General features: G+C 61.6%; 17 protein-coding genes. 7 read left to right on the forward strand and 10 right to left on the reverse strand.

The window, feature by feature from the left end; genetic code table 11:
* The first annotated feature begins 187 nt into the window (after positions 1-187).
* The 6 genes from M2401_RS29515 to M2401_RS29540 all read left to right on the forward strand — a co-directional run bounded on the left by M2401_RS29515 (position 188) and on the right by M2401_RS29540 (position 8760).
* On the forward strand, positions 188-1183 hold the full coding sequence (locus M2401_RS29515; protein WP_259109286.1) for an ABC transporter substrate-binding protein: 996 nt from the start codon (positions 188-190) through the stop codon (positions 1181-1183).
* A 169-nt stretch (positions 1184-1352) separates the two neighbouring features.
* Positions 1353-2300: a D-isomer specific 2-hydroxyacid dehydrogenase family protein gene (locus tag M2401_RS29520; protein WP_259109287.1), complete on the forward strand. Its 948-nt coding sequence runs from the start codon at positions 1353-1355 to the stop codon at positions 2298-2300.
* A gap of 92 nt (positions 2301-2392) precedes the next feature.
* On the forward strand, positions 2393-4525 hold the full coding sequence (locus tag M2401_RS29525; protein ID WP_259109289.1) for a TonB-dependent receptor: 2133 nt from the start codon (positions 2393-2395) through the stop codon (positions 4523-4525).
* A 422-nt stretch (positions 4526-4947) separates the two neighbouring features.
* Complete coding sequence (locus M2401_RS29530) at positions 4948-5472, forward strand: RNA polymerase sigma factor (RefSeq protein WP_259109291.1); 525 nt, start codon at positions 4948-4950, stop codon at positions 5470-5472.
* Entirely contained in the window at positions 5469-6314 is an 846-nt protein-coding gene (locus tag M2401_RS29535; RefSeq protein ID WP_259109292.1) for a FecR family protein, read from the forward strand. Before M2401_RS29530 ends, M2401_RS29535 begins: the two co-directional genes overlap by 4 nt.
* Positions 6315-6393: 79 nt before the next feature.
* Positions 6394-8760: a TonB-dependent receptor gene (locus tag M2401_RS29540; RefSeq protein ID WP_259109294.1), complete on the forward strand. Its 2367-nt coding sequence runs from the start codon at positions 6394-6396 to the stop codon at positions 8758-8760.
* 111 nt (positions 8761-8871) lie between these two features.
* Here M2401_RS29540 and M2401_RS29545 read toward each other — a convergent pair whose 3' ends face one another.
* On the reverse strand, positions 8872-9330 hold the full coding sequence (locus tag M2401_RS29545) for an Lrp/AsnC family transcriptional regulator (protein ID WP_259109296.1): 459 nt from the start codon (positions 9328-9330) through the stop codon (positions 8872-8874).
* 213 nt (positions 9331-9543) lie between these two features.
* On the opposite strand from M2401_RS29545, the gene M2401_RS29550 reads away from it, so the two are divergent.
* Positions 9544-10695, forward strand: a complete 1152-nt coding sequence (locus M2401_RS29550) for an aminotransferase class V-fold PLP-dependent enzyme (RefSeq protein WP_259109298.1) — start codon at positions 9544-9546, stop codon at positions 10693-10695.
* Positions 10696-10918: 223 nt separating this feature from the next.
* On the opposite strand, the gene M2401_RS29555 is transcribed toward M2401_RS29550, so the two are convergent.
* The 9 genes from M2401_RS29555 to M2401_RS29595 form a co-directional block, all read right to left on the reverse strand.
* The gene (locus tag M2401_RS29555; RefSeq protein ID WP_259109300.1) at positions 10919-11503 is read right to left on the reverse strand and encodes a peroxidase-related enzyme; all 585 of its coding nucleotides are present in this window, start codon (positions 11501-11503) and stop codon (positions 10919-10921) included.
* On the reverse strand, positions 11500-12000 hold the full coding sequence (locus M2401_RS29560) for a CMD domain-containing protein (protein WP_259109302.1): 501 nt from the start codon (positions 11998-12000) through the stop codon (positions 11500-11502). The genes M2401_RS29555 and M2401_RS29560 overlap by 4 nt, the downstream gene beginning before the upstream one ends.
* Positions 12001-12121: 121 nt before the next feature.
* On the reverse strand, positions 12122-13690 hold the full coding sequence (locus M2401_RS29565; RefSeq protein ID WP_259109304.1) for an ABC transporter substrate-binding protein: 1569 nt from the start codon (positions 13688-13690) through the stop codon (positions 12122-12124).
* A gap of 50 nt (positions 13691-13740) precedes the next feature.
* A complete protein-coding gene (locus tag M2401_RS29570; protein WP_259109306.1) occupies positions 13741-14751 on the reverse strand; it encodes an ABC transporter ATP-binding protein in 1011 nt (336 codons plus the stop codon).
* Positions 14741-15718 (reverse strand): ABC transporter ATP-binding protein, encoded by a 978-nt coding sequence (locus M2401_RS29575; RefSeq protein ID WP_259109308.1) that lies wholly within the window; start codon positions 15716-15718, stop codon positions 14741-14743. Before M2401_RS29575 ends, M2401_RS29570 begins: the two co-directional genes overlap by 11 nt.
* On the reverse strand, positions 15715-16620 hold the full coding sequence (locus tag M2401_RS29580) for an ABC transporter permease (protein ID WP_259109310.1): 906 nt from the start codon (positions 16618-16620) through the stop codon (positions 15715-15717). Before M2401_RS29580 ends, M2401_RS29575 begins: the two co-directional genes overlap by 4 nt.
* Positions 16617-17591, reverse strand: coding sequence for an ABC transporter permease (locus M2401_RS29585; protein ID WP_259109312.1), 975 nt, complete (start codon positions 17589-17591; stop codon positions 16617-16619). The genes M2401_RS29580 and M2401_RS29585 overlap by 4 nt, the downstream gene beginning before the upstream one ends.
* Complete coding sequence (locus tag M2401_RS29590) at positions 17588-19048, reverse strand: SidA/IucD/PvdA family monooxygenase (protein WP_259109313.1); 1461 nt, start codon at positions 19046-19048, stop codon at positions 17588-17590. The genes M2401_RS29585 and M2401_RS29590 overlap by 4 nt, the downstream gene beginning before the upstream one ends.
* A 238-nt stretch (positions 19049-19286) precedes the next feature.
* Positions 19287-20237 carry a LysR family transcriptional regulator gene (locus tag M2401_RS29595; protein ID WP_259109315.1) on the reverse strand — a complete coding sequence of 317 codons (951 nt, stop codon included), beginning with the start codon at positions 20235-20237 and terminating at the stop codon, positions 19287-19289.
* Positions 20238-20480: the final 243 nt, after the last annotated feature.

Below are 20480 nucleotides of genomic sequence, written 5' to 3' on the forward strand. Positions count from 1 at the left end.
ATCGACCGGTAAAATCAGCCGATTACATAATTAACATATAACCAAAAAGACTTTCACAGCCTTTTCTTATAGATATAAATTCACTTCCAGACCCACCCCTTGCCAGGCGGAGGCTAATTTTCCGGGGTGGCGACGTGTTCGCTCGGTTCAGCCGCCCCTTTGTCGGTCGCACTGAAAGAGCCTTGCCATGACTGCACACCACTTCAATCGCCGCGACTTTCTGCGCGCCAGCTCCGTCGCCCTGGGCGTCGCCGGGCTGTCTTCGATGGCACCCGCCTCGCTGTTCGCCGCCGAACCCTCGCTGTCCGGCCTGACCCTGGGCGTCGCCACCTACAAGGGCCAGGACTCCTACTTCACCAGCGACGCCGGGACTGACAAGACCCCGTACAAAGTCGACTACGCCGAATTCGCCGGCGGCAACCTGATCGTCGAAGCCCTGGCCTCGGGCAGTCTGGATGTCGGCGGCATGAGCGAGATCCCGCCGATCTTTTCGATCCAGAGTCATCGTGAACCCAAGCTGATCGCAGTGCTGCAAGGCGATGTGAACAACCAGGTGATCCTGATCCCCAAGGAATCCACCCTCGATTCGGTGCAGCAACTGCGCGGCAAGCGCGTGGGCTATGTGCGCTCGACCACTGCCCATTACTTTCTGATCAAGGCCCTCAAGGAACAGGGCCTGACCATGAACGACATCACCCCGGTAGCCCTGACTCCACAGGACGGCTTCACCGCCTTTCAAAGCGGCCAGCTGGATGCCTGGGTGATCTACGGCGTATTCATTCAATTGGCGAAATTCCGCAGTGGCGCCCGGGTCCTGAAGACCGCCCTGGGTTATCTGTCCGGCAACTACCTGATCGCCGCTCGCCCTGCGGCATTGGAAGACCCGCTGCGTAAACGGGCGATTCAGGACTACCTGCAACGCCAGGCCCGCACCTTCGACTGGATCAACGACAACCCCGACCCCTGGGCGGCCAAATCGGCGAAATTGCTTGGCGTGGACAAGGAAGTGTTCCTCGACGTCTACCGCAATCGCAGCCAGCCCTACCGGATGCTGCCAGTAAGTGCCGAGGCGATCGCTTCGCAGCAGGAAGTCGCCGACCTGTTCTTCGAGGCGGGTGTGTTGAGCCAGCGCCTGGATGTCAGCCCGCTGTGGGATCGGCAGTTTCAGTTGTTGTCGGCCTGACACCCAAAAAAAGCGTCCTGATCTCATCAATTAAAAAGGCTTTTCTGTGGGACCGGCTTTAGCCGGGAAGACCATCTGGCAGGCGCCAAAGATATATCGATCATGCCTGCGCCTTCCCGGCTAAAGCCGGTCCCACCTGAATCTATGGCCTCAATTATGGAATACACCCATGCCCCCACTCGTTATCGCCAGCCAGCTGGACCCGGACTTCAATGAAGTCATTCGCCAACGTCGCCCGGATATTCGCCTGATCGACATCCCCGCCGGTACGCCCACCGGGTTGCCGGCAGAAGTGCAGGTACTGCTGGCCCGGCCAATCAATGTGCGCGGTTATACCGCCTCGGACACACCGCCCGAGGGCTGGCCGTTCAGCCTGCGCTGGATTCATGTGGTCTCCTCGGGCATCGACTTCTACCCCGGCTGGTTTCTGCGCGGGCCGCAACTGACTACCTCCAAGGGCAATGCCGCCGAGAACCTGGCCGAGTTTGCCCTGGCGCTGATCTTCGCCGAGGCCAAACGCTTGCCGCAGATCTGGGTGCATGACGCGCAATGGCAATTCACCCCGCTGGCGCCGGTCAAGGGCAGCACCCTGGGCATCCTCGGTTTCGGCGCTATTGGTCAGAGCCTGGCGCAAAAAGCTCGCGCTCTGGGCATTCGGGTCATCGCCCTGCGTCGTAATGCAGCGGCGCTGGGCGTCGAAGGCGTCGAGGCTGCACGGGATATCCACCAACTGTTCGCCGAATCCGATCACCTGGTAGTCGCCGCGCCACTGACCGACGAGACCCGCCACCTGATCAACCGCGACGTGCTGGGCAGCGCCAAACCCGGCCTGCACCTGATCAATATTGCCCGTGGCGGCCTGCTCGATCAGCAGGCGCTGCTGGAAGCGCTGAACGACGGGCGCATCGGCCTGGCATCGCTGGACGTTACCGACCCGGAACCGCTGCCCGACGGCCACCCCCTGTACCACCACCCCAAGGTGCGCCTGTCGCCCCACACCTCGGCCATCTCGACCCGTAGCCGCGAGGATATCGCCGACACTTTTATCGCCAACCTTGAGCGCTATTTGGCCGAACAACCATTGAATAATGTCGCGGATATCCACCGCGGTTACTGAAGATTCAACTGCAACAGCGTCCGACCCCGCACCCGGTGGAGGCACCCCAAAAACTATAAACACTGCCCCCCTTCACCTATGCGAGCACAACCATGACGCCACATTTTCCGTTGAACCGCCTGGCCCTGGCGCTGCTGGCTGGCACTCTTGGCCAGCAGGCCCTGGCCGAAGAACCGGGCAAGGACGGCACCCTGTCCGTGGTCACGGTCACCGCCGAGCACCGCAGCGAAGACCTGCAAAAGACCCCGGTGGCGATCTCTGCCTTCGATGAGAAAGCCCTGGAAGACAAACAGATCAAGAACGTGCGCGACATCGCCGGGCAGGTGCCCAACCTGACCCTGCCGCGCCAGTCGATCTCTTACAGCGCCCAGACCTACGGCATTCGTGGCATCGGCGAGACCGACCCGATCCAGGAGTCCGCCGTGGCGGTGTACGCCGATGACCTGTATATCCCCCGGGCGATTTCCTCGATGCTCGACTTCAACGATGTCGAGCGCGTCGAAGTGCTGCGCGGCCCCCAAGGCACCCTGTATGGCCGCAACAGCAGCGCCGGGGCGATCCGCGTGATCACCCGCGACCCGACCCAGGAAACCCGTGGCTTCTTCGAACTCGGCGCCGGTAACTACAACGCCGCCAATGGCCGCCTGCTGATCAGCGGGCCCTTGATCGACAACACCCTGTTCGGCAGTTTCTCGGCGACCCGCCTGACCCGGGATGGCACGGTGTCGGACCCGACCCGGCACTCGGACGTCAACAATATCGATATCCAGTCCTACCGCGGCAAGCTGCGCTTCAAGCCCGACGACTCGCCCTGGGACATCCAGCTGACCCTGGCCAGCACCTTCGACCGCGGCGATACCACCAGCTATTCACCGTTCGATGCCAGCGGCCATTTCGACAAGTTCAAGAGCTACAGCAGCCTCAATCCAAAGAACCGCCTGGACCAGGGCAGCTCGGTGCTGCGGGCGATCTATGCCATCGACGACCACGTGAGCTTCAAGTCAGTGACGGCATACTCGGCGTTCCATCAGCCGGTCAATTACGACAACTCCGGCCAGGCCGCGCTGATCCAGCAGAACCTGATCCTCTATAAACAGAATTACGCGACCCAGGAATTCCAGCTCAACGGCGACTACGACACGTTCAGCTTCACCACCGGCCTGCACCTGTACCGCGAGAAGTTCGACGCCGACCGCGATAACCTCACCTACTCCATCGCGCAAAAACGGGTGATCGGCCAGGGCCAGTACAGCACCACCCAGACCGAGAGCTACGCGCTGTACGGCCAGGGCAGCTATCACCTGACCTCACAACTGTCGCTGATCGCCGGGCTGCGCTATACCCGCGAGCACAAGAATTTCGACTTCGCCAACTACGGCATCACCACCACGCGGCAAATCACCGGCACCAACTTCACCGCCGACGACAGCCACTCCTGGCAGTCCACCAGCCCGAAAATCGGCTTTGAATACGCCTGGACCCCGCACCTGAACCAATACGGCTACGTGGCCAAGGGCTTCAAGGCCGGCGGCTACGACAACCGCGCGCCAACCCAGGCCGCCGCCGAGCAGGCGTTCTCGCCGGAAGACGTCACCACTTATGAAACCGGCTTCAAGGGCGACTTCTTCAACAACCGCCTGCGCGCCAACGTGGCGTTCTTCTACAACAACTACAAGGATCTGCAGACCAACGCTTACGAGCCATCACTGGGCGTCAACCTGCGCACCAACGTCGGCCGCGCGCATACCTATGGCGTCGAACTGGAAACCCTCAGCGCCCTCACCGACGACCTGCAACTGAGCGCCAACGTCGGTTACCTGCAAAGCCAGTACGACGACTTCCAGAACGCCAGCGGGCCGGGGGTCGATGCCGATGGCAAGCAACTGGTCCTGTCGCCGCGCTGGAACGCCAGCGTCGGCCTCAACTACACCGTCCCGGCGGGCATACCGGGCACCGTGCTGGTGGGCACCGATGCGCAGTTCCAGACCAAGTCCTACGCCAATGCGCTGAACGACGACATTCAGGAAGTGCCGACCCAGACCTTCTGGAACGCCCACACCAGCTACATCACCCCGGACGGCCACTGGACCACCACCCTGGCGGTGAAAAACCTCCTCGACCGCGCCTATCCGCAGTCGGTGGGTTATATCCCCTCCAGTGGCCAGCGCTATTACTCGATCAATGATCCACGCACGTTGCTGCTGACGGTGCGGTACGACCTGTAAGCCCGAGCTTGATCAAACACAACCCAGCTACTGACTTGAAATGAGGCTTTGTGGGAGCCGGCTTGCTGGCGATGGCGTCGGATCAGTCAGCCAAGCTATTGCGAGCGCTTCGCACTCGATCGCCACCAAGGCGGCTCCCACCGTAATCTCCTCCATCTGAAGCATCGCGAAATATCTGATCATTTTTTGATCACTCACCTCCAGACCGCCCATTGACTGGCATACCTCGAGTTATCCACAGACATACCCCCGGTTTACGTGGACAACTTTCCCGTGAATTCAAGCGTTTAGCCATGACCCACCGGTCACTCGGGCAACGCAGGGGGAAACAGTGATTACAGCTGGATGAAATGGCAGAAGGCTATGAATGAAAAGACTTCTCATTTATATTCAGCAATGTTTCAGCCCGTTTCGAGTTCACTGTGCCGTTCGATCCCGTCAAGCCATCCCTGCTCAACACCCTGGTTCGTCACTATGACGAGCTGGTGGATCGTGTGCGTCGGCGTTTTGGTGACCGCGGTTTTGCCCATGAAGTGGTGCACGACGTCTGCGTGCAACTGCTGGAAAAACGCGATAAGGACGGCGTGCACACGCCCCTGGCCCTGCTGCACAAGATTTCCCATGACCAGGCCGTGAGTCGTTATCGCAGTGAAAAACGTCGACAGTCGTGGATCGTTACCCTGCCGGAGCTGCCGGACACGATCTGTGAAAGCCCTTCACCACAGCGCTATTGCGAAGCCACCCGGGAACTGGAACACCTGGCCCAGGCCATCGCTCAGTTGCCGACGCGCTGCCAGATGGTTTTCGTCATGCACAAGGTCCACGAGATACCTCAGGCCGAAGTCGCCACGCAATTGGGTGTGTCACTCAAGACCGTGGAAAAACATCTGCGTCTGGGCATGGCCGCCTGCCGTGACTACCTTGCACGTCTGGAGACGCAGCCATGAGTCCGACGCCTGCTCCAGAGCAGCCGCTGTCCCGGGAAGACGAAGCCCTGTTGCGCCATCGCGAAGAGCTGCGCAAGCGCTTCCCCCTGCCCACACCCAAGCCCCGAAAACCGCGCAAGGCCAAAGGCGCGGCGGCGTTGCTGATTTTGCTCGGCGTCGGACTGGCCTGGCTTGACCCGGCCTATCGCAGCGAAACCTACAGCACGGCCATCGGCCAACACCTCAGCAGCCCACTGGCCGACGGCAGCCGCCTGACCCTGGACAGCAATACCCGCGTCGACGTCGAGTGGCATGTGCGTTCGCGACGGGTTGTGCTGCACAGCGGCCAGGCGTTGTTCGATGTCTCACGCACGGTACTGCGGCCATTCGAAGTCGAGGCCGCAACAACCCGGATCAAGGTTCTCGGCACCCTGTTTGGCGTGCGCCATCTTGACGATAGCGTGCGCGTGACCCTGGCCAGGGGCAAAGTCAGTGTCAGCTCGACTCTGCCCGACGAGGCGCCACAGCAACTGATTCCCGGCCAGCAACTCGAGGCCAGCCAGGGTCATCTACTCACGCCTTCGACAGTGGATGTCGAGGCGGTGCTGGCCTGGAAAGACAACCGCCTGGTCTTCGAACGCACGCCCCTGGGCGAAGCGCTGGCGGTGATCCAGCGCTATCGCCAGGCACCGATCCGCCTGGATGACCCGAGCCTGAACAGCCTACCGATCAGCGGCACTTTCGACAGCAGCAACGTGGAAAACCTGCTCGCTCTGCTGCCGAGCATTCTGCCCCTGAGCCTGAATAGCGACGCTGACGGCACCCTGCATGTACGGCGCAAAAATACCGCCTTGAAAAAATAATCGCGCAACCAGGTAGGGTTACGCGGGCTTCGTGACGGCTGTCTGTACATAGCCCACGTTATTCAAGGAAGTGCCTTACATGAAACAGCCTTTGCGCCTCAGCCGTCGGCGCTTGCCGTTGTCCCTGCTTGCCAGCAGCCTGCTGCTTGCGTTGTCCGGCCTGGTGCAAGCTCAGGAGCGGGTCGCCATCGACCTGCCCGGCAGCCCGCTGGACAAGGCCCTCAACGCACTGGCCCGGCAATCGTCGGTGCAGATCATCTTCGCCAGCGATATCACCAGCGGCAAGAGCGCCCCGGCGCTCAAAGGCAGCTTTACCGCGCAGGAAGCCCTCTACCGCCTGCTCGACCACAGCGGTCTGCAGCCCCAGGCCCGGGATGAGCACACCTTTATCATCGTCCCGGCCGGAACGGCTTCGGCATCGACGCCGATAACGCCCGCTGCCGTGATCGGCCCTACCGATATCGCGCCCATGGTCATCCGTGGTGATGTACTGGGTAACGCCAGTAATCCCGAGGTTCTCAGCTACTCCGGCAGCCGCAGCGTGATCGATGCCGGCGACTTGCAGAAAGCCAGTACCCGTGGCGTCGACGAAGCCCTGCAACACGTACCTGGGGTGAAGATCTTCGATGAAACCGGCACCGGCGCCCTGCCGCAGATTGCCGTGCGCGGTCTCTATGAGAGCCGCAGCGGACGCATCCAGGCGCTTTCCGATGGCATCCCCCTGGCCCTGGCGCCCTATGGCCAGACCGGCCTGTCGCTGTTCCCGGTGACCATGGCCACGGTGGACCGGGTCGATATCGTCCGCGGTGGCGCCGCCGTGCAGTACGGCCCGAACAACGTCGGCGGGGTGATCAATTTCATCAGCAAGCCGATCCCCCGCGAGCTGCAAACCACCCTGCAGGAGCGCACCACCTTCAATGCCGGCGGCCGACAACTATGGGATTCCTACGTCGGCACCGGCGGCTACCTGACCGATAATTTCGGCCTGCAGCTGGACCTCAATACCATCACCGGCGAAGCCGGGCGCGAACACTCCGACACCGATATCCAGAACTACCGCTTGCGCGGCCAGTGGAATATCGATGACGACCGCGATCTGAGTTTCGGCGTCCAGCATTACAAGGCCGACATGGACCTGGCCGGCGCCCTCAGCGTCAAGGACTACAAGCACGACCCACGGCAATCGACGCGCCCCATCGACCGCTTCGAAGGTGACACTGACCGCGTCTGGGGCACCTACACCCAGCGCCTCGGCGCCATGGGGCCGTTCGATTCGGTGGAGTTCAGCTGGACCAACTTCGCCCACAAGAGCTACCGCAACTTCGTCGTCGGCCTGCCCTTCACCCCGGATGGCAAGGCGGCGACCAAGCAGGATGGGCCACGGGACTTCCGCGTCTGGGGCAGCGAACCGCGCCTGAGCATGAGCATTGATGGCGATGAGGTCAGCCAGACCTGGCTGCTGGGTGCGCGCTATGTCAGCGAGGATATCGACTACAAAGTCGATCGCCAGAGCCTGACCAGCGGTGTGACTGCGCCCTTCCGTAACTGGAAATTCGACGACGACGCCAAGGCTTTTTATCTGAGCAACGCCATCGGCCTGCTCGACCACAAGCTGACCATCACCCCCGGCGTACGTTATGAAAACGCACGCATGGACTACAACGACGGCATCACCGGTTTCCAGAACCAGAACAAGTCCGAAGAATGGCTGCCCGGCCTGACCGTCGGCTATCAGGCCACTGACGCATGGTATGTCTACGCCAACGCACAGAAATCACTGCGTCCGCCGCAGGTCACGCAAATCGTCAAGGAAGGCTCGGTGGGCGCTGAACTGGCCTGGAACTACGAGACTGGCGTGCGCTACACCCCATGGGACGGCATGCGCGTGGACCTTGGCCTGTACCGCATCGATTTCGATGACCAGATCGTCTACAACGCCACCACCGACCGCTATGTGAACCTGGGCAGCACCCGCCATCAGGGCATCGAGACTGAAGTGTTCTGGACCCCGCAAGCGATGCGCAATCTCGACCTGCACGCCAGCTACGCCTACCTCGACGCCAAACAGCGCAATGGCGACTTCAAGGGTAACGAAGTGCCATTCGCCTCGCGCAACCAGCTGAATGTCGAGGGCCGCTACCGCTTTGCCGAGCACTGGACCTACAGCCTCGATGGCCTGTATGTCAGCAGCGCCTACACCGATGCCGCCAATAGCGGCGCCGAAGACGCTAGCGCTTCGGTGGGCAAACTGCCCGCGTACTGGCTGTGGAATACCGCCCTGGAGCGTGAGTTCAAGTTGCAGGACAAGAGCGTGCTGACCACCTCGGCGGGGATCAGCAACCTGTTCAACCGCGAGTATTACTTCCGCGGCATCGACACCAGCCCCTGGGGCCGCCAGCCGGCACCGCAGCGGTCGTTGACCCTGGGGGTCAATTACAAATTTTGAGTCTGTCCGTTGGAGCGAGGCTTGCCCGCGAACGATTGAACGCGGTATGCCTGATGGCCCACATCGCCCAATTCGCGGACAAGCCTCGCTCCAACGCTCCTGTCTTTGCGATCACGTGTAGTCCAACGGCAACGCCGTGGTGGACTTGATCTGTTCCATGGCAAAGCTGGAGCTGATATCAGTAATCCCCGCCAGTTCAATCAAGCGCTTGTACACCGAATCGTACCCGGCGATATCCGGCACCACGATGCGCAGCAGGTAATCGGTATCCCCGGCCATGCGGTAACAGGCCACTACTTCGGGCAAGGTATCGATCAAGGCATGGAAACGCCCCAGCCAGTCGGCGTTGTGCTGGTTGGTACGAATCGCCGCGAAGACCGTCACTGCCACATTCAACTGTCGCGGGTCGAGCAAGGCCACGCGCTGGCGAATGATCCCCTGTTCTTCGAGCTTCTGCACCCGCCGCCAGCAGGCGGTACTGCCCAGGCCAATGGCGTCGGCGATCTCGGCGATGGGCCGGGTGCAGTCGGCCTGCAGGATGCTGAGGATGGCTTGATCAAACTTATCCACGGGGGCGCTCCGGAGGGTAAAAATACGGCGGTTTCAGGGTTATGGCGATGAAGATCAACGGGCATTGGGCCAATATGAAATTAAATTCCATTTAACAACAGTTTAATAGAATTAAATTCGATAAAAACATCGATACGCCGTCGAGATATCAATTTTTTTTCAGCCCTACGCTAGTAATCTTTTTGCCATTACCGCTAGCCCAGGCCCCTGACCATGACCACCACTCCTTGTTACTTCGATTACGCCGCCACCACCCCGGTCGATGACCGCATCATCCCGCTGATGGTCGCCTGCCTTGGCCGTGAAGGCATCTTCGGCAACCCGGCCTCCAGCTCACACAGTTTTGGCAATCAGGCCCGCACCTCCGTCGAACTGGCTCGCCGCCAGGTCGCCGAGCTGGTGGGTTGCGCCGCCGACGCCCTGGTCTGGACCTCCGGCGCCACCGAATCCAACAACCTCGCCATCAAGGGCCTGGCCGCGAGCAATCCTGCCGGCCACATCATCACCAGCGTCCTGGAACACAAGGCGGTGATCGATACCGTGCGCCAGCTGGAACAGGCCGGCCACCCGGTGACCTGGCTGCAACCGGGCAACGACGGCTTGATTCAGCCAGAGGCCGTGCGTCAGGCATTGCGCCCGGAGACCCTTCTGGTGTCGCTGATGCTGGTCAATAACGAAATCGGCACCACCACTGATATCGCCAGCATCGGCCAGATCGTCCGCGAGCACGGCGCAATCTTCCATGTCGATGCCGCCCAGGGCACTGGCAAGGTGGCGATCAATCTGAGCGAGCTGGCGGTGGATTTGATGTCGTTCTCGGCGCACAAGACCTACGGCCCGAAAGGCATCGGCGCGCTGTATTTCAACGAGCGGGCGCGGCCTTTGCTGGCGGCGCAGATCCACGGTGGTGGGCATGAGCAGGGCCTGCGTTCCGGCACCCTGGCGACCCACCAGATCGTCGGCATGGGCGCAGCCTTTGCCCTGGCCAGCGCCGAGATGCACGAGGAAAGCCAACGCATAGGCCAGCTGTCCCGGCAACTGCGTGACGGCCTGCTGCAATTGCCCGGCGTCAGCCTCAACGGCTGCCCCGAACAACGCATCCCTCACACTCTGAACCTGTGCATCGACAGCCCCGGCTTCAACGCCATGAGCCTGGCCAATGACCTGGCTTTCTCCACCACCTCGGCCTGCAACTCGGCGAGCAATGCGCCCTCTCACGTGCTGCTGGCGCTGGGCCTGAGCCCGGCGCAGGCGTCGAGCAGCCTGCGCTTGAGCCTGGGACGCTATACCCAGGCCGAAGATGTGCAGCGGGCAATTACCCTGATCGGGCAGAAGCTGACGGCGCCTGCCACGACCTTTTGGTGATCGTGAACTTGGTGGGAGCGAACTGTGGGAGCGAATTCATTCGCGAAGGGGGTGTTCCAGGTGATGAGGGTGTGTCGAATGTACCGGCCTCTTCGTGAATGAATTCGCTCCCACAAGATTTTCTCCCTGCCTCGGTTAGTGTTTGCTGCGTGACAGCGCGGCGTTGCAGAGGGGGAGGGATCTCCCACAGAATCGCTCTCTCAATGCCTGATCAGAAATTCATCTACTCAGCAAACACCGGCTCACCCAGATTCAGCATCAGCCGGTTGGCCCAGGCAAAGATCGAGATGGCGTGAATCAAGTCGAGCACTTCTGCATCGCTCAGGCCCTGCTCGCGCAATGGCTTGATCTGCTCAGGGCCGACCTCGGCAGGGTTGAGGGTCAGGTCGATGGAGAACTGCACGATGGCCTTTTCCCGCGCCGTGGTGCCTGCCGTGTGGGGATCGGCGAAGACGTCGGCGATGACGTCATTGCGCTTGGCCAGTTGCTCGAAGCGCTGGGCGTGCACCGAGGCGCAGTACACGCAGCGGTTGATGCGTGAAACTACAGTGCTCGCCAGCTCGCGCTCGGCACGGGACAACCCGCCGGGGGCGTACATGATGGCGTTGAAGGCCAGGGAGCGCTGACGCAGGATATCCGGCTGATGGGCCAGGGTCAGGTAGTAGTCCGAGACCTTGGCCTTGGGATGGCTCTCTTCCAGCACGGCAATCTGCTCCGGCGTGGCATTGGCCAGATCGACCTTCGGCAGCCAGGCCTTCCAGCCCAACTCTTCACTGGTGAAACCGTTGCTGCGAATCGGCTCGCTCATGACTGGGCTCCTTGCAATGCGCTGAGCCCGGCAAGCAGGCGCGTCTGATAGGACAGATAAGCGATCAACTGGGCCAGTACGACGATTTCCGTAGTCGCCAGGCCAGCATCCTGTAATAGCTTGAGGGCGCTCTGATCACCCTCGACCGGCGACAGAATCAGGGTCCGGGTAAAACCCAGAATCGCCTGCAGGCGCGGATCGGCCAGGTCCTGAAGGCTGTCGTTTTGAATAGTCGCCAACACGTGCGGGGCGAAACCCCGCTCTTGCAACTGTTGCAGGTAGTGCCCGGCCAGGGCTGTTTGCGGGGTCAGGCTGGCAGCATACAACGCCACCGCCAGGCGCTCGACCAGGGTCAGGTCGCCTGGCAAATCCTCGGCGAAGAACAGCTCATGGCTGCCCTGGGTCGCGGCCAAGACCTTGTCCCGGGCATGGCGCACGCTGTGCAAAGGGGCCGGGGCAGCAAGCCCCAGCAGGTTGTCGATCAGATCGGTGCTCATATCAAATCCTGTAAAAGAACCTGTGGGAGCGAATTCATTCGCGAAGAGGCCAGTACATCCACTACCTTTGCGGCAACTGAAATACCGATTTCGCGAATAAATTCGCTCCCACAAAAATGCATCAAGGCTGCACGGTAACCATGCTCGCCGTAGTGCGGTCGCTGACCAGCGGCTGGACTTTCAGGCCTTTGCGCGCAGCCCAGATGTTCTGGTAATGGAACAGCGGGATGATGCCGACGTCCTCGCTGACCACCTTGACCGACTCCTGCAGGATGGCCCGACGTTTTTCCTCATCGAACTCGGCGGTGGATTGCGCCAGGGCCTGGTCCACCAGCGGGTTGCTGTAGTGACCCCAGTTCGAGGCGCCCTGTCCTTTGGCGCTGTCCACAGTGCTGAGGATATTGGTCAGGGCATAGGCCGCTTCACCGGTGCCGTTGCCCCAGGCAATCACGCTGACCGCCAGTTCGTTCTTGTTTGCCTTGCCTGCATAGACCGCCCACGGCAGCACTTCCAGCTGCACCTTGACGCCGATCCGCGACCAGAACTGCGCCACCGCCTGCATCGCTTCCGGCGCCTGCGGGTAACGGTCACCCGGTACGTGCACTGTCAGCTGGAAACCGTCAGGAAAGCCCGCTTCAGCCAGCAGTTCCTTGGCCTTTTTCGGGTCATAGGGAATGTTCTTGATGGCCGGGTTGTAGCCAAAGGTGTTGGCCGGCATCCACTGATTGGCCTCGGTCACCGTGCCTTGCATGATGCGCTCGTCGATGGCCTGGCGATTGATTGCCAGGGACAACGCCTCGCGTACGCGCAGGTCACGCAGCGGGTTTTCGGCCAGCGGCTTGCCGGCGTTGTCACGAATGAACTCGTTGGGGCCTTCGCGGAAGCTAGGCTGAATCAGCAACGCGCGCAGTCCCTGATAGGCAAACACGCTGACGTTCGGGCTCTTGCGCAAACGCTCCACGTCAGTCGGCGAGACCTTGTCGATCACGTCGACATCACCGGCCAGCAACGCGGCGGTACGGCTGGAGGCATTGGGCACGAAGCGGTAATCGACCTTGTCCCAGGTCGCCTTGGCGCCCCAGTAGTCATTGTTGCGCTCGAATATCGTGCGGTCGCCCGGCACATAGGAAACGAAGCGATAGGCGCCAGTACCGACCATGGCCTTGCCCGAGTTGTAGTCGGCGCTGCTGGCGGTGGCGCCGACGTGGCGGCTGACGATGTAGATCGAGTCGATGTCCGGCAGCAGGTTGGCGTTTGGTGCACGGGTCTTGACGATCAGGGTGTGGGCATCCTTGGCCTGGGCCGATTCGACGGTGCGCAACGCGCCGGCGTAGGAGGCAACGCTGCCCGGCACGCTGCGCGCGCGTTCGAAGGAGAACACGAAGTCATCGGCGGTCAGTGGCACGCCGTCCTGCCATTTGACGTCCTCGCGCAGGTCGAACTGCCAGGTCTTGTCGTCCAGCACTTTCCAGCTTTTGATCAGGCCCGGCAGCGTGCGGTCATCGTGACGGTTGACCAGGGATTCGAAGGCATGGATGGCCACCGAGCGGTCACCGGCATAGTTATTCAGCTGCGGGTCCAGGGAGGAAATCGGATCGGCGAAGGCGATGCGCAGGTCTTGCGCGGCTGCGGTACCGGCCGCGAGGATCAGGGCCGAGGCCAACAGCGATCGTACAAATACAGGTTTCATGGGTCGTTCCTTGCACGCAATGGCATGACGGGCTGCACGCCCGCTCTGGGTTAGTCGTTGAGGTGGCAGGCGCTCAGGTGGTTGGGTGCAACCTCCCGGAGCGTTGGAACCTCCTCGCGGCAGCGCGCCGTGGCATGCGGGCAGCGGGGATGAAAATGACACCCGGCAGGCGGGTTCAGCGGGCTGGGGATTTCCCCTTGGATCGCGTCATAACGGGTACTGCGAACATCGAAACGTGGAATCTGCGCCAGCAGCGCCTGGGTATAGGGATGATTGGCGCGGGCGAACAGATCATCGACCGCGGCGCTTTCCACCACGCGCCCCAGGTACATCACCACCACACGGTCGCAGAGGTGCTCGACCACGCCCAGGTCATGGCTGATGAACAGATAGGTCAGGCCCAGTTCGTCGCGCAGGTCCATGAACAGATTGAGAATCTGCGCCTGAATCGACACATCCAGCGCCGCCACTGACTCATCGCAGACCAGCAGTTGCGGCTGCACGGCCAAGGCCCGGGCGATGCCGATGCGCTGGCGCTGGCCGCCGCTGAACTGATGCGGATAGCGCTGGCGTAACTGCGGGCTGAGCCCGGCGCGTTGCAGCTGGGCACTGACGTAATCGTCGAAGCCAGCCTTGTCGGTCAGGCCATGCAGCAAGGCGCCTTCGCCGACGATACGGTCAACGCGCAGGCGCGGATTGAGACTGGCGGACGGGTCCTGGAAGATCATCTGGATCTGCAGACGCACGGCCTGGCGCTCGGCAATACTGAGGCTGTCGAGGGGCTTGCCATTGACCGACGCCGTGCCGGACGACACTGGCAATAGCCCGGCGACCATGCGCCCGAGGGTCGACTTGCCGCAACCGGACTCCCCCACCAGCCCCACCACTTCACCGCGCTGAATGCGCAGATCGACACGGTCGACGGCATGGGTCACAGGCTTTGGCCGGGCCAGATGCAGGCGCTGCAAAAGCCGTTGCGCCGCAGTGTTGTCAGCCGCCTTGCCGAAGGTCTTGCTGACCTTTTGCAGCTCGACGATAGGACTCGAGTGATCAGCGCGCATCGGCAGCTCCCGGATGAAAACAACGGACCAGTCGGCCGGGTTGGATTTCCTGCATCTGCGGCTCTTGCGCACACATCTGCGAAGCCCGGCTGCAACGGGCGGCGAAGGCGCACCCCACCGGCATTGCCAACAGATTCGGGGCCATGCCGGGAATCTGCCGCAAGCGTTGTCCGCGTTTATTGCGGCTCGGCAGACTGTCGATCAGGCCTTGGGTGTAAGGATGTTGCGGGCGGTCGAGAACCTCATCGACGCTGCCCTGCTCGACGATCTGCCCGGCATACATCACCGCAATATCGTCGGCCAGCCCGGCCACGACGGACAGGTCGTGGGTGATCCAGATCAGCGAGGTGCCTTGCTGGCGCACCAGCTTCTGCACTTCACTGAGGATCTGCGCCTGTATGGTCACGTCCAGAGCGGTGGTCGGCTCATCAGCAATGATCAGGTCCGGCGCATGCAGCAAGGCAATGGCAATCGCCACACGCTGGCGCATGCCACCGGACAGCTGGTGCGGGTAGGAACGCAGGCGCTCGTCGGGGCTGGCAATACCGACCAGGCCCAGGGTTCGGCTGGCATGCTCGCGGGCTTCGCGTTTGCTCATGGATGAATGAGCGCGCACGGCCTCGATCATTTGCGTATCGACACGCAGCACCGGGTTGAGGGTCATCATCGGGTCCTGAAAGACCATGGCGATGCGATTGCCCTGCAACTCGCGCAATTGACCCGGCGCCAGTTTCGTCAGATCACGGCCCTGAAACAGCACTTCACCGCCGCTGATGCGCCCCGGCTCATCGACCAGACCGAGAATGGAAAAGCCAGTCACCGACTTGCCCGAACCGGACTCGCCAACCAGCCCGAGGATACGCCCCGGTTGCAGGCGCAGGGACACCCCGCGCACCGCCGGCAGCACGCCGGCATGGGTATAAAACGACGTGCACAGATTGCGCACCTCAAGGGTCGGCTGGCTCATCGCTGCAACCTCGGGTTCAGGACATCACGCAGGCGATCGCCCACCAGATTGATGGCGACAATGGTCAGCAGCAGCGCCAATCCCGGGAACACGCTGATCCAGTATTCATTGCTGAGCATGTACTGGAAGCCATTGGCGATCAGCAGACCCAGGGACGGCTCGGTGATCGGCACGCCAAGGCCAAGGAAGGACAAAGTCGCTTCCAGGGTGATGGCCCGGGCGATCTGCAAGGCACCGATGACAATCAGCGGCGGCAGACAGTTGGGCAGAATATGCCCGACCACGATGCGCCACGGACCAATGCCCTGCCCCCGCGCCGCATCGACGTACTCACGACGGCTCTCGGTCAGTGCCTGGCCACGGGCGGTGCGGGCGTAATACGCCCACTCCAGCACCACCAGGGTCAGCATCACATTGCCCACGCCTTTGCCCAGCCAAGCGAGGATCATCAGGGCCATGAGGATCACCGGGAAGGACAACAGCAAGTCCACCAGACGCATAATCAACGCATCGACCCAGCCACCCGCGTAGGCCGACAGCAGCCCCAGCAAGGTGCCGATCACCGCTGCAATCAGCGCCGAACCGATGCCGACCCACAGGCTGATGCGCAGCCCGTAGATAATCGCCGACAACAGGTCACGGCCCTGGCCATCAGTGCCGAGCCAATAGGTGTAACCGGCGTCCATATTCGGGCTGCCCGGCGCCAGGCGTGCGTCGAGGACGTTGAGCTGCATCAGGTCGTAGGGGTTCTGCGCGACGATCCACGGCGCCAGCAAGGCCAGCAGGATAATCAGCACTAACAGCGCCAGACCACCCACGGCCACCGGCGAGCGACTGAACTCATTGACCACCCGGCGCCATGGCGACTGCGCCTTGAGCGGGACGGTTTCGACAGCGCTCATCGGCTCGCCTCCACACGCACACGGGGGTCGAGCAGGTAATAGAGGCTGTCGACGATCAGATTGAGCACCACGAAAATCACCACGACCACCATCAGATAAGCCACCACCACCGGACGGTCCAGGGTGTTGATGCTGTCCAGAATCAGCTTGCCGGCACCGGGCCAGGCAAAAATGCTCTCGGTCACCACCGCATAGGCGATGGTCGAACCCAGCTCCATGGCCAGTACCGTGACCAGGGGAATCATGCTGTTGCGCATCACATGCATCAGCATCACCCGCGCAGGCGTCAGGCCCTTGGCCCGGGCAAAGCGCACGTATTCCTGCGGCAGTACTTCGCGCACACCGGCACGGGTCAGGCGCAGCACCAGGGAAAACTTGAACAGCGCCAGATTGAGTGCGGGCAGCAGCAAATGCTGCAGGCCATCCAGGGTCAGGAACGACCATTGGATACCGAACAACTCACGGGTATCGCCGCGCCCACTGGCAGGCAGCCAGCCGAGCTTGATGGAGAACAGCATGATCATCATCAGCGCCACCCAGAACGCCGGCAGGGAGAAGCCGACAATGCTGCCCGCCATCAGCAGGCGCGACAGCGGATGGTCCGGGTAACTGCCGGCAAACATGCCCAGGGGCACGCCAAGGACGACCGCCAGCAACATGGCACTGAACGCCAGCTCGAAGGTGGCCGGCAAACGCTGCATGATCAGGCGCATGGCGTCTTCGTGATAGACGAAGCTCTGGCCGAGATTACCGTGCAGCGCGCCTTGTACGAACAGCAGATACTGCTGCCACAGCGGTTTGTCCAGGCCCAGATGGGCGATGGCCTGCAAGCGCTCGGCCTGGTTGAGGTCTTCGCCGACCAGAATATCCATGGGGTTGCCGATGGCGTTAAGGCCGACGAACACCACCAGGGTCATGACCAGCACCACCAGCAACGACTGGCTGATGCGCCGTACCGCCCAACCGATCATCCGCGCAACTCTTCGCGCGTAGGCTGGGCCACCACCCACTCATCACCCAGCAGCTCCGGCTCGGCATAGTTCTGCATGGCGATGAAATGCTGCTCGATGTCCTCGTTGAACAATTGCCCGGTCAGGCCGTGGGCCAGGCGCTTGGCGCCTTCGCTGATGGCCGGGATATCTCCCGAGACGGCGCCATAGCTCAAGGCCGCCGGGTAGTTGAAGCAGTGGATCTTGCCGATACCCGGGCAGGCGCCGGGAGTTTTCTCCTGAAATTCGAAACAGGTGCCCAGGTCCGGCAGCTCGGCCAGCTCGGCGTCGAACTCATCGGCAGGCGGGGTGAAGCGAGCGCTCCAGGTCTGGATATGCCGGGCAAAGCTGGCGAATTCCGGGCGCAAGGCGAAGTCTGTACGAAAGCCTGTGGCGAAGACCAGAAAATCGTACTCCAGCCTGGCATTGGGCGTATTCAGCACAATGGCGCCGGCCGGATCGAGGCTCGCCGAGACAATCGGACTGTTGAGCAGGAAACGCGAATTCGCTGCACGCGACACACGTTGGGTACTGCCTCGCGGCGGCGGCACCTGCTGCGCATTGAGATAGCGACGGATGCGCCACTTCCAGGCATCCGGCAGGCGCCAGTAACCGTGGGTCATGCCAGGATTGCCGGCGCCCTTGCCCTTGTTCACCCGTGGCAGGTCGGCGCGGCGAACCAACAGATCAACCCGCGCGGCACCGGCCTCCAGAGCAGTCGCAGCACTGTCCATGGCCGAGGCCCCGCCACCGATAACGCCGACGCGCTTGCCGACAAACCACTCATCCTGCAGGCCGTCCGCCGAATGCGCCCAAAGCTCGTAGGGCAGGTCTTTGGCAAACTCCGGCACCCAGGGCCCACCCAGGCCATCACGGCCGGTGGCCAGCACGACATGACGGGCCAGCACGGTACGGGTCTGCCCGTCCTGAACCAGATCCAGCTCGACCAGACCATCGGCCCGTGGCTGAACCCGGCTGACCCGGGTGTCGTTGTGTACGTCCAGGTTCAACACCTGACGATACCAGCGCAGGTAGTCGGCCCATTGCAGGCGCGGGATCTTGTCAAGGGCAGCCCATTGCGCCTGACCGAACTGTGCCTTGAACCACGCCTGAAAAGTCAGCGCTGGCAGCCCCAGCGCCGGACCGGTCAGTTGCTTGGGCGAACGCAGGGTTTCCATGCGCGCCGTCGTCGCCCACGGGCCTTCGAAACCGGCCGGCGCCTGATCAAAAATACTCGCGCTCACCCCAAGGTTGCGTAACTCTGCGGACAACGCCAACCCGGCCATGCCGCCACCGATAATCGCCACATCCAGCGTTGCCTGGCCATCACTCAAACGCGGCTTGACCCACGGATTGGCGGGCAGCTCCAGCCACTCCAGGTCCTGGCGCAGGCGTTGTTCCAGTGCAGCGAGGCCAATGGGGGCGTTAAGGTCAGACATGGGCAGGTACTCGGAATGGCGATCAGGGAATGGCCCCGATCTTTATTCAAAAAACGCTCCAAAACCCAAATAAATGAATTCATAAAGGCCATGAATGCGAAAAATGAATACTAAAAGGTGTTTTTTATTCCGACAACTTCCATAAATGCATATTGATAGAACTTCTTGTAATAAGCACAGTCGCGCCTGCTTTCAGGCGCGCACCGTTATGCAGCTAATGCTAATCAAGGGATGGGGCTTATTCAGCGTAGATGCTCTGCAACAACGCATCATGATCACCGGGCGGATGCATGATCATGTTCGGCAGCAGCTCCTTGGCGGAGATTGCCAGCTCCTGAATCAGCGCCTGGGTCACTTCCGACAACGGATGGGCGAAGGCCGAGATCAAGCCAAAGAAGAACGGGATGTTGCAGGCAATCGGCCGCACCACCACGCCCTCCAAGGGAACGCCCGTTGCCGTGAAAGGATCGACCATCGCTACCCCGAGGCCGACACGCGCCATCTGCATGGCAATCAACGAGGTGTTGGTATCGAACATGTTCGGCGCCTGCAGGCCAAGATCGTGGAACGCCTTGTCGATGCGGCGGCGGAAGCGGAACGGATTGGACATGGTCACCAGATCCTGCCGGGCCAGTAACTCCATGGGCAGCACCGCGTGTTCGGCCAGGGGTGAGTCGGCAGCCAGCACCGCCACGCAAGGCGCCTCGCCGATCCAGTGGATATCCAGGCCGCGATGTTCGGTGGGCAGGCTGACGGCACCCAGATCCATGGTCTTGGATAACACGGCCTGCACCACGTTTTCCGGAGTCATGCTCTGTAACTGGATCTGCTGCGGGCGCAACCCGGCGGGCAGTCGCGACAAGGCAAGGGGCAACAACCCGGTAGCCAGGGCCGTAATGGCCACCAGCTTGATCTGGCGATTCTCGTCCTGAGCCAGGTGCTGGGCGCGCTGGCGAATATTGCGAATGCCCAGCAGCGCGCTCTCCACCTCGGCATACATGGCAAAGGCCTTCTGCGTCGGCGTAACCTTGGGCCCGCTGCGCTCGAACAGGGCAAAGCCCAGTTCCTGCTCCAGCTCCTGGATCACCCTCGTGACCGAGGGTTGCGAACGGCCGAGCATTTTCCCCGCCGCAGTGACACTGCCTGCCGACATCACCGCGGCAAAGGCTTCGAGTTGACGCAGATCCATAGACACGCCTTGCAAGAAAGTAACGGGACCGGCCGACCGGCTTACCCTGAAATCGCCCACCAGTCTACACGCAGCTATCCACAACTATGGAAGCCGATCAAATCGCCATCATGCCTCCGGCATGCTGTAGATCATGCATTTTTAGTTGAAAAAACTCGTTGACAATCAATACTTTCAAATCAGAAAACGCAATTGATCATTTTTTGATCAACCGGGTAAAAACCATGAAAAGCGTGGCATTCA

The organism is Pseudomonas sp. JUb42, assembly GCF_024807945.1.
Classification (GTDB): Bacteria; Pseudomonadota; Gammaproteobacteria; order Pseudomonadales; family Pseudomonadaceae; genus Aquipseudomonas.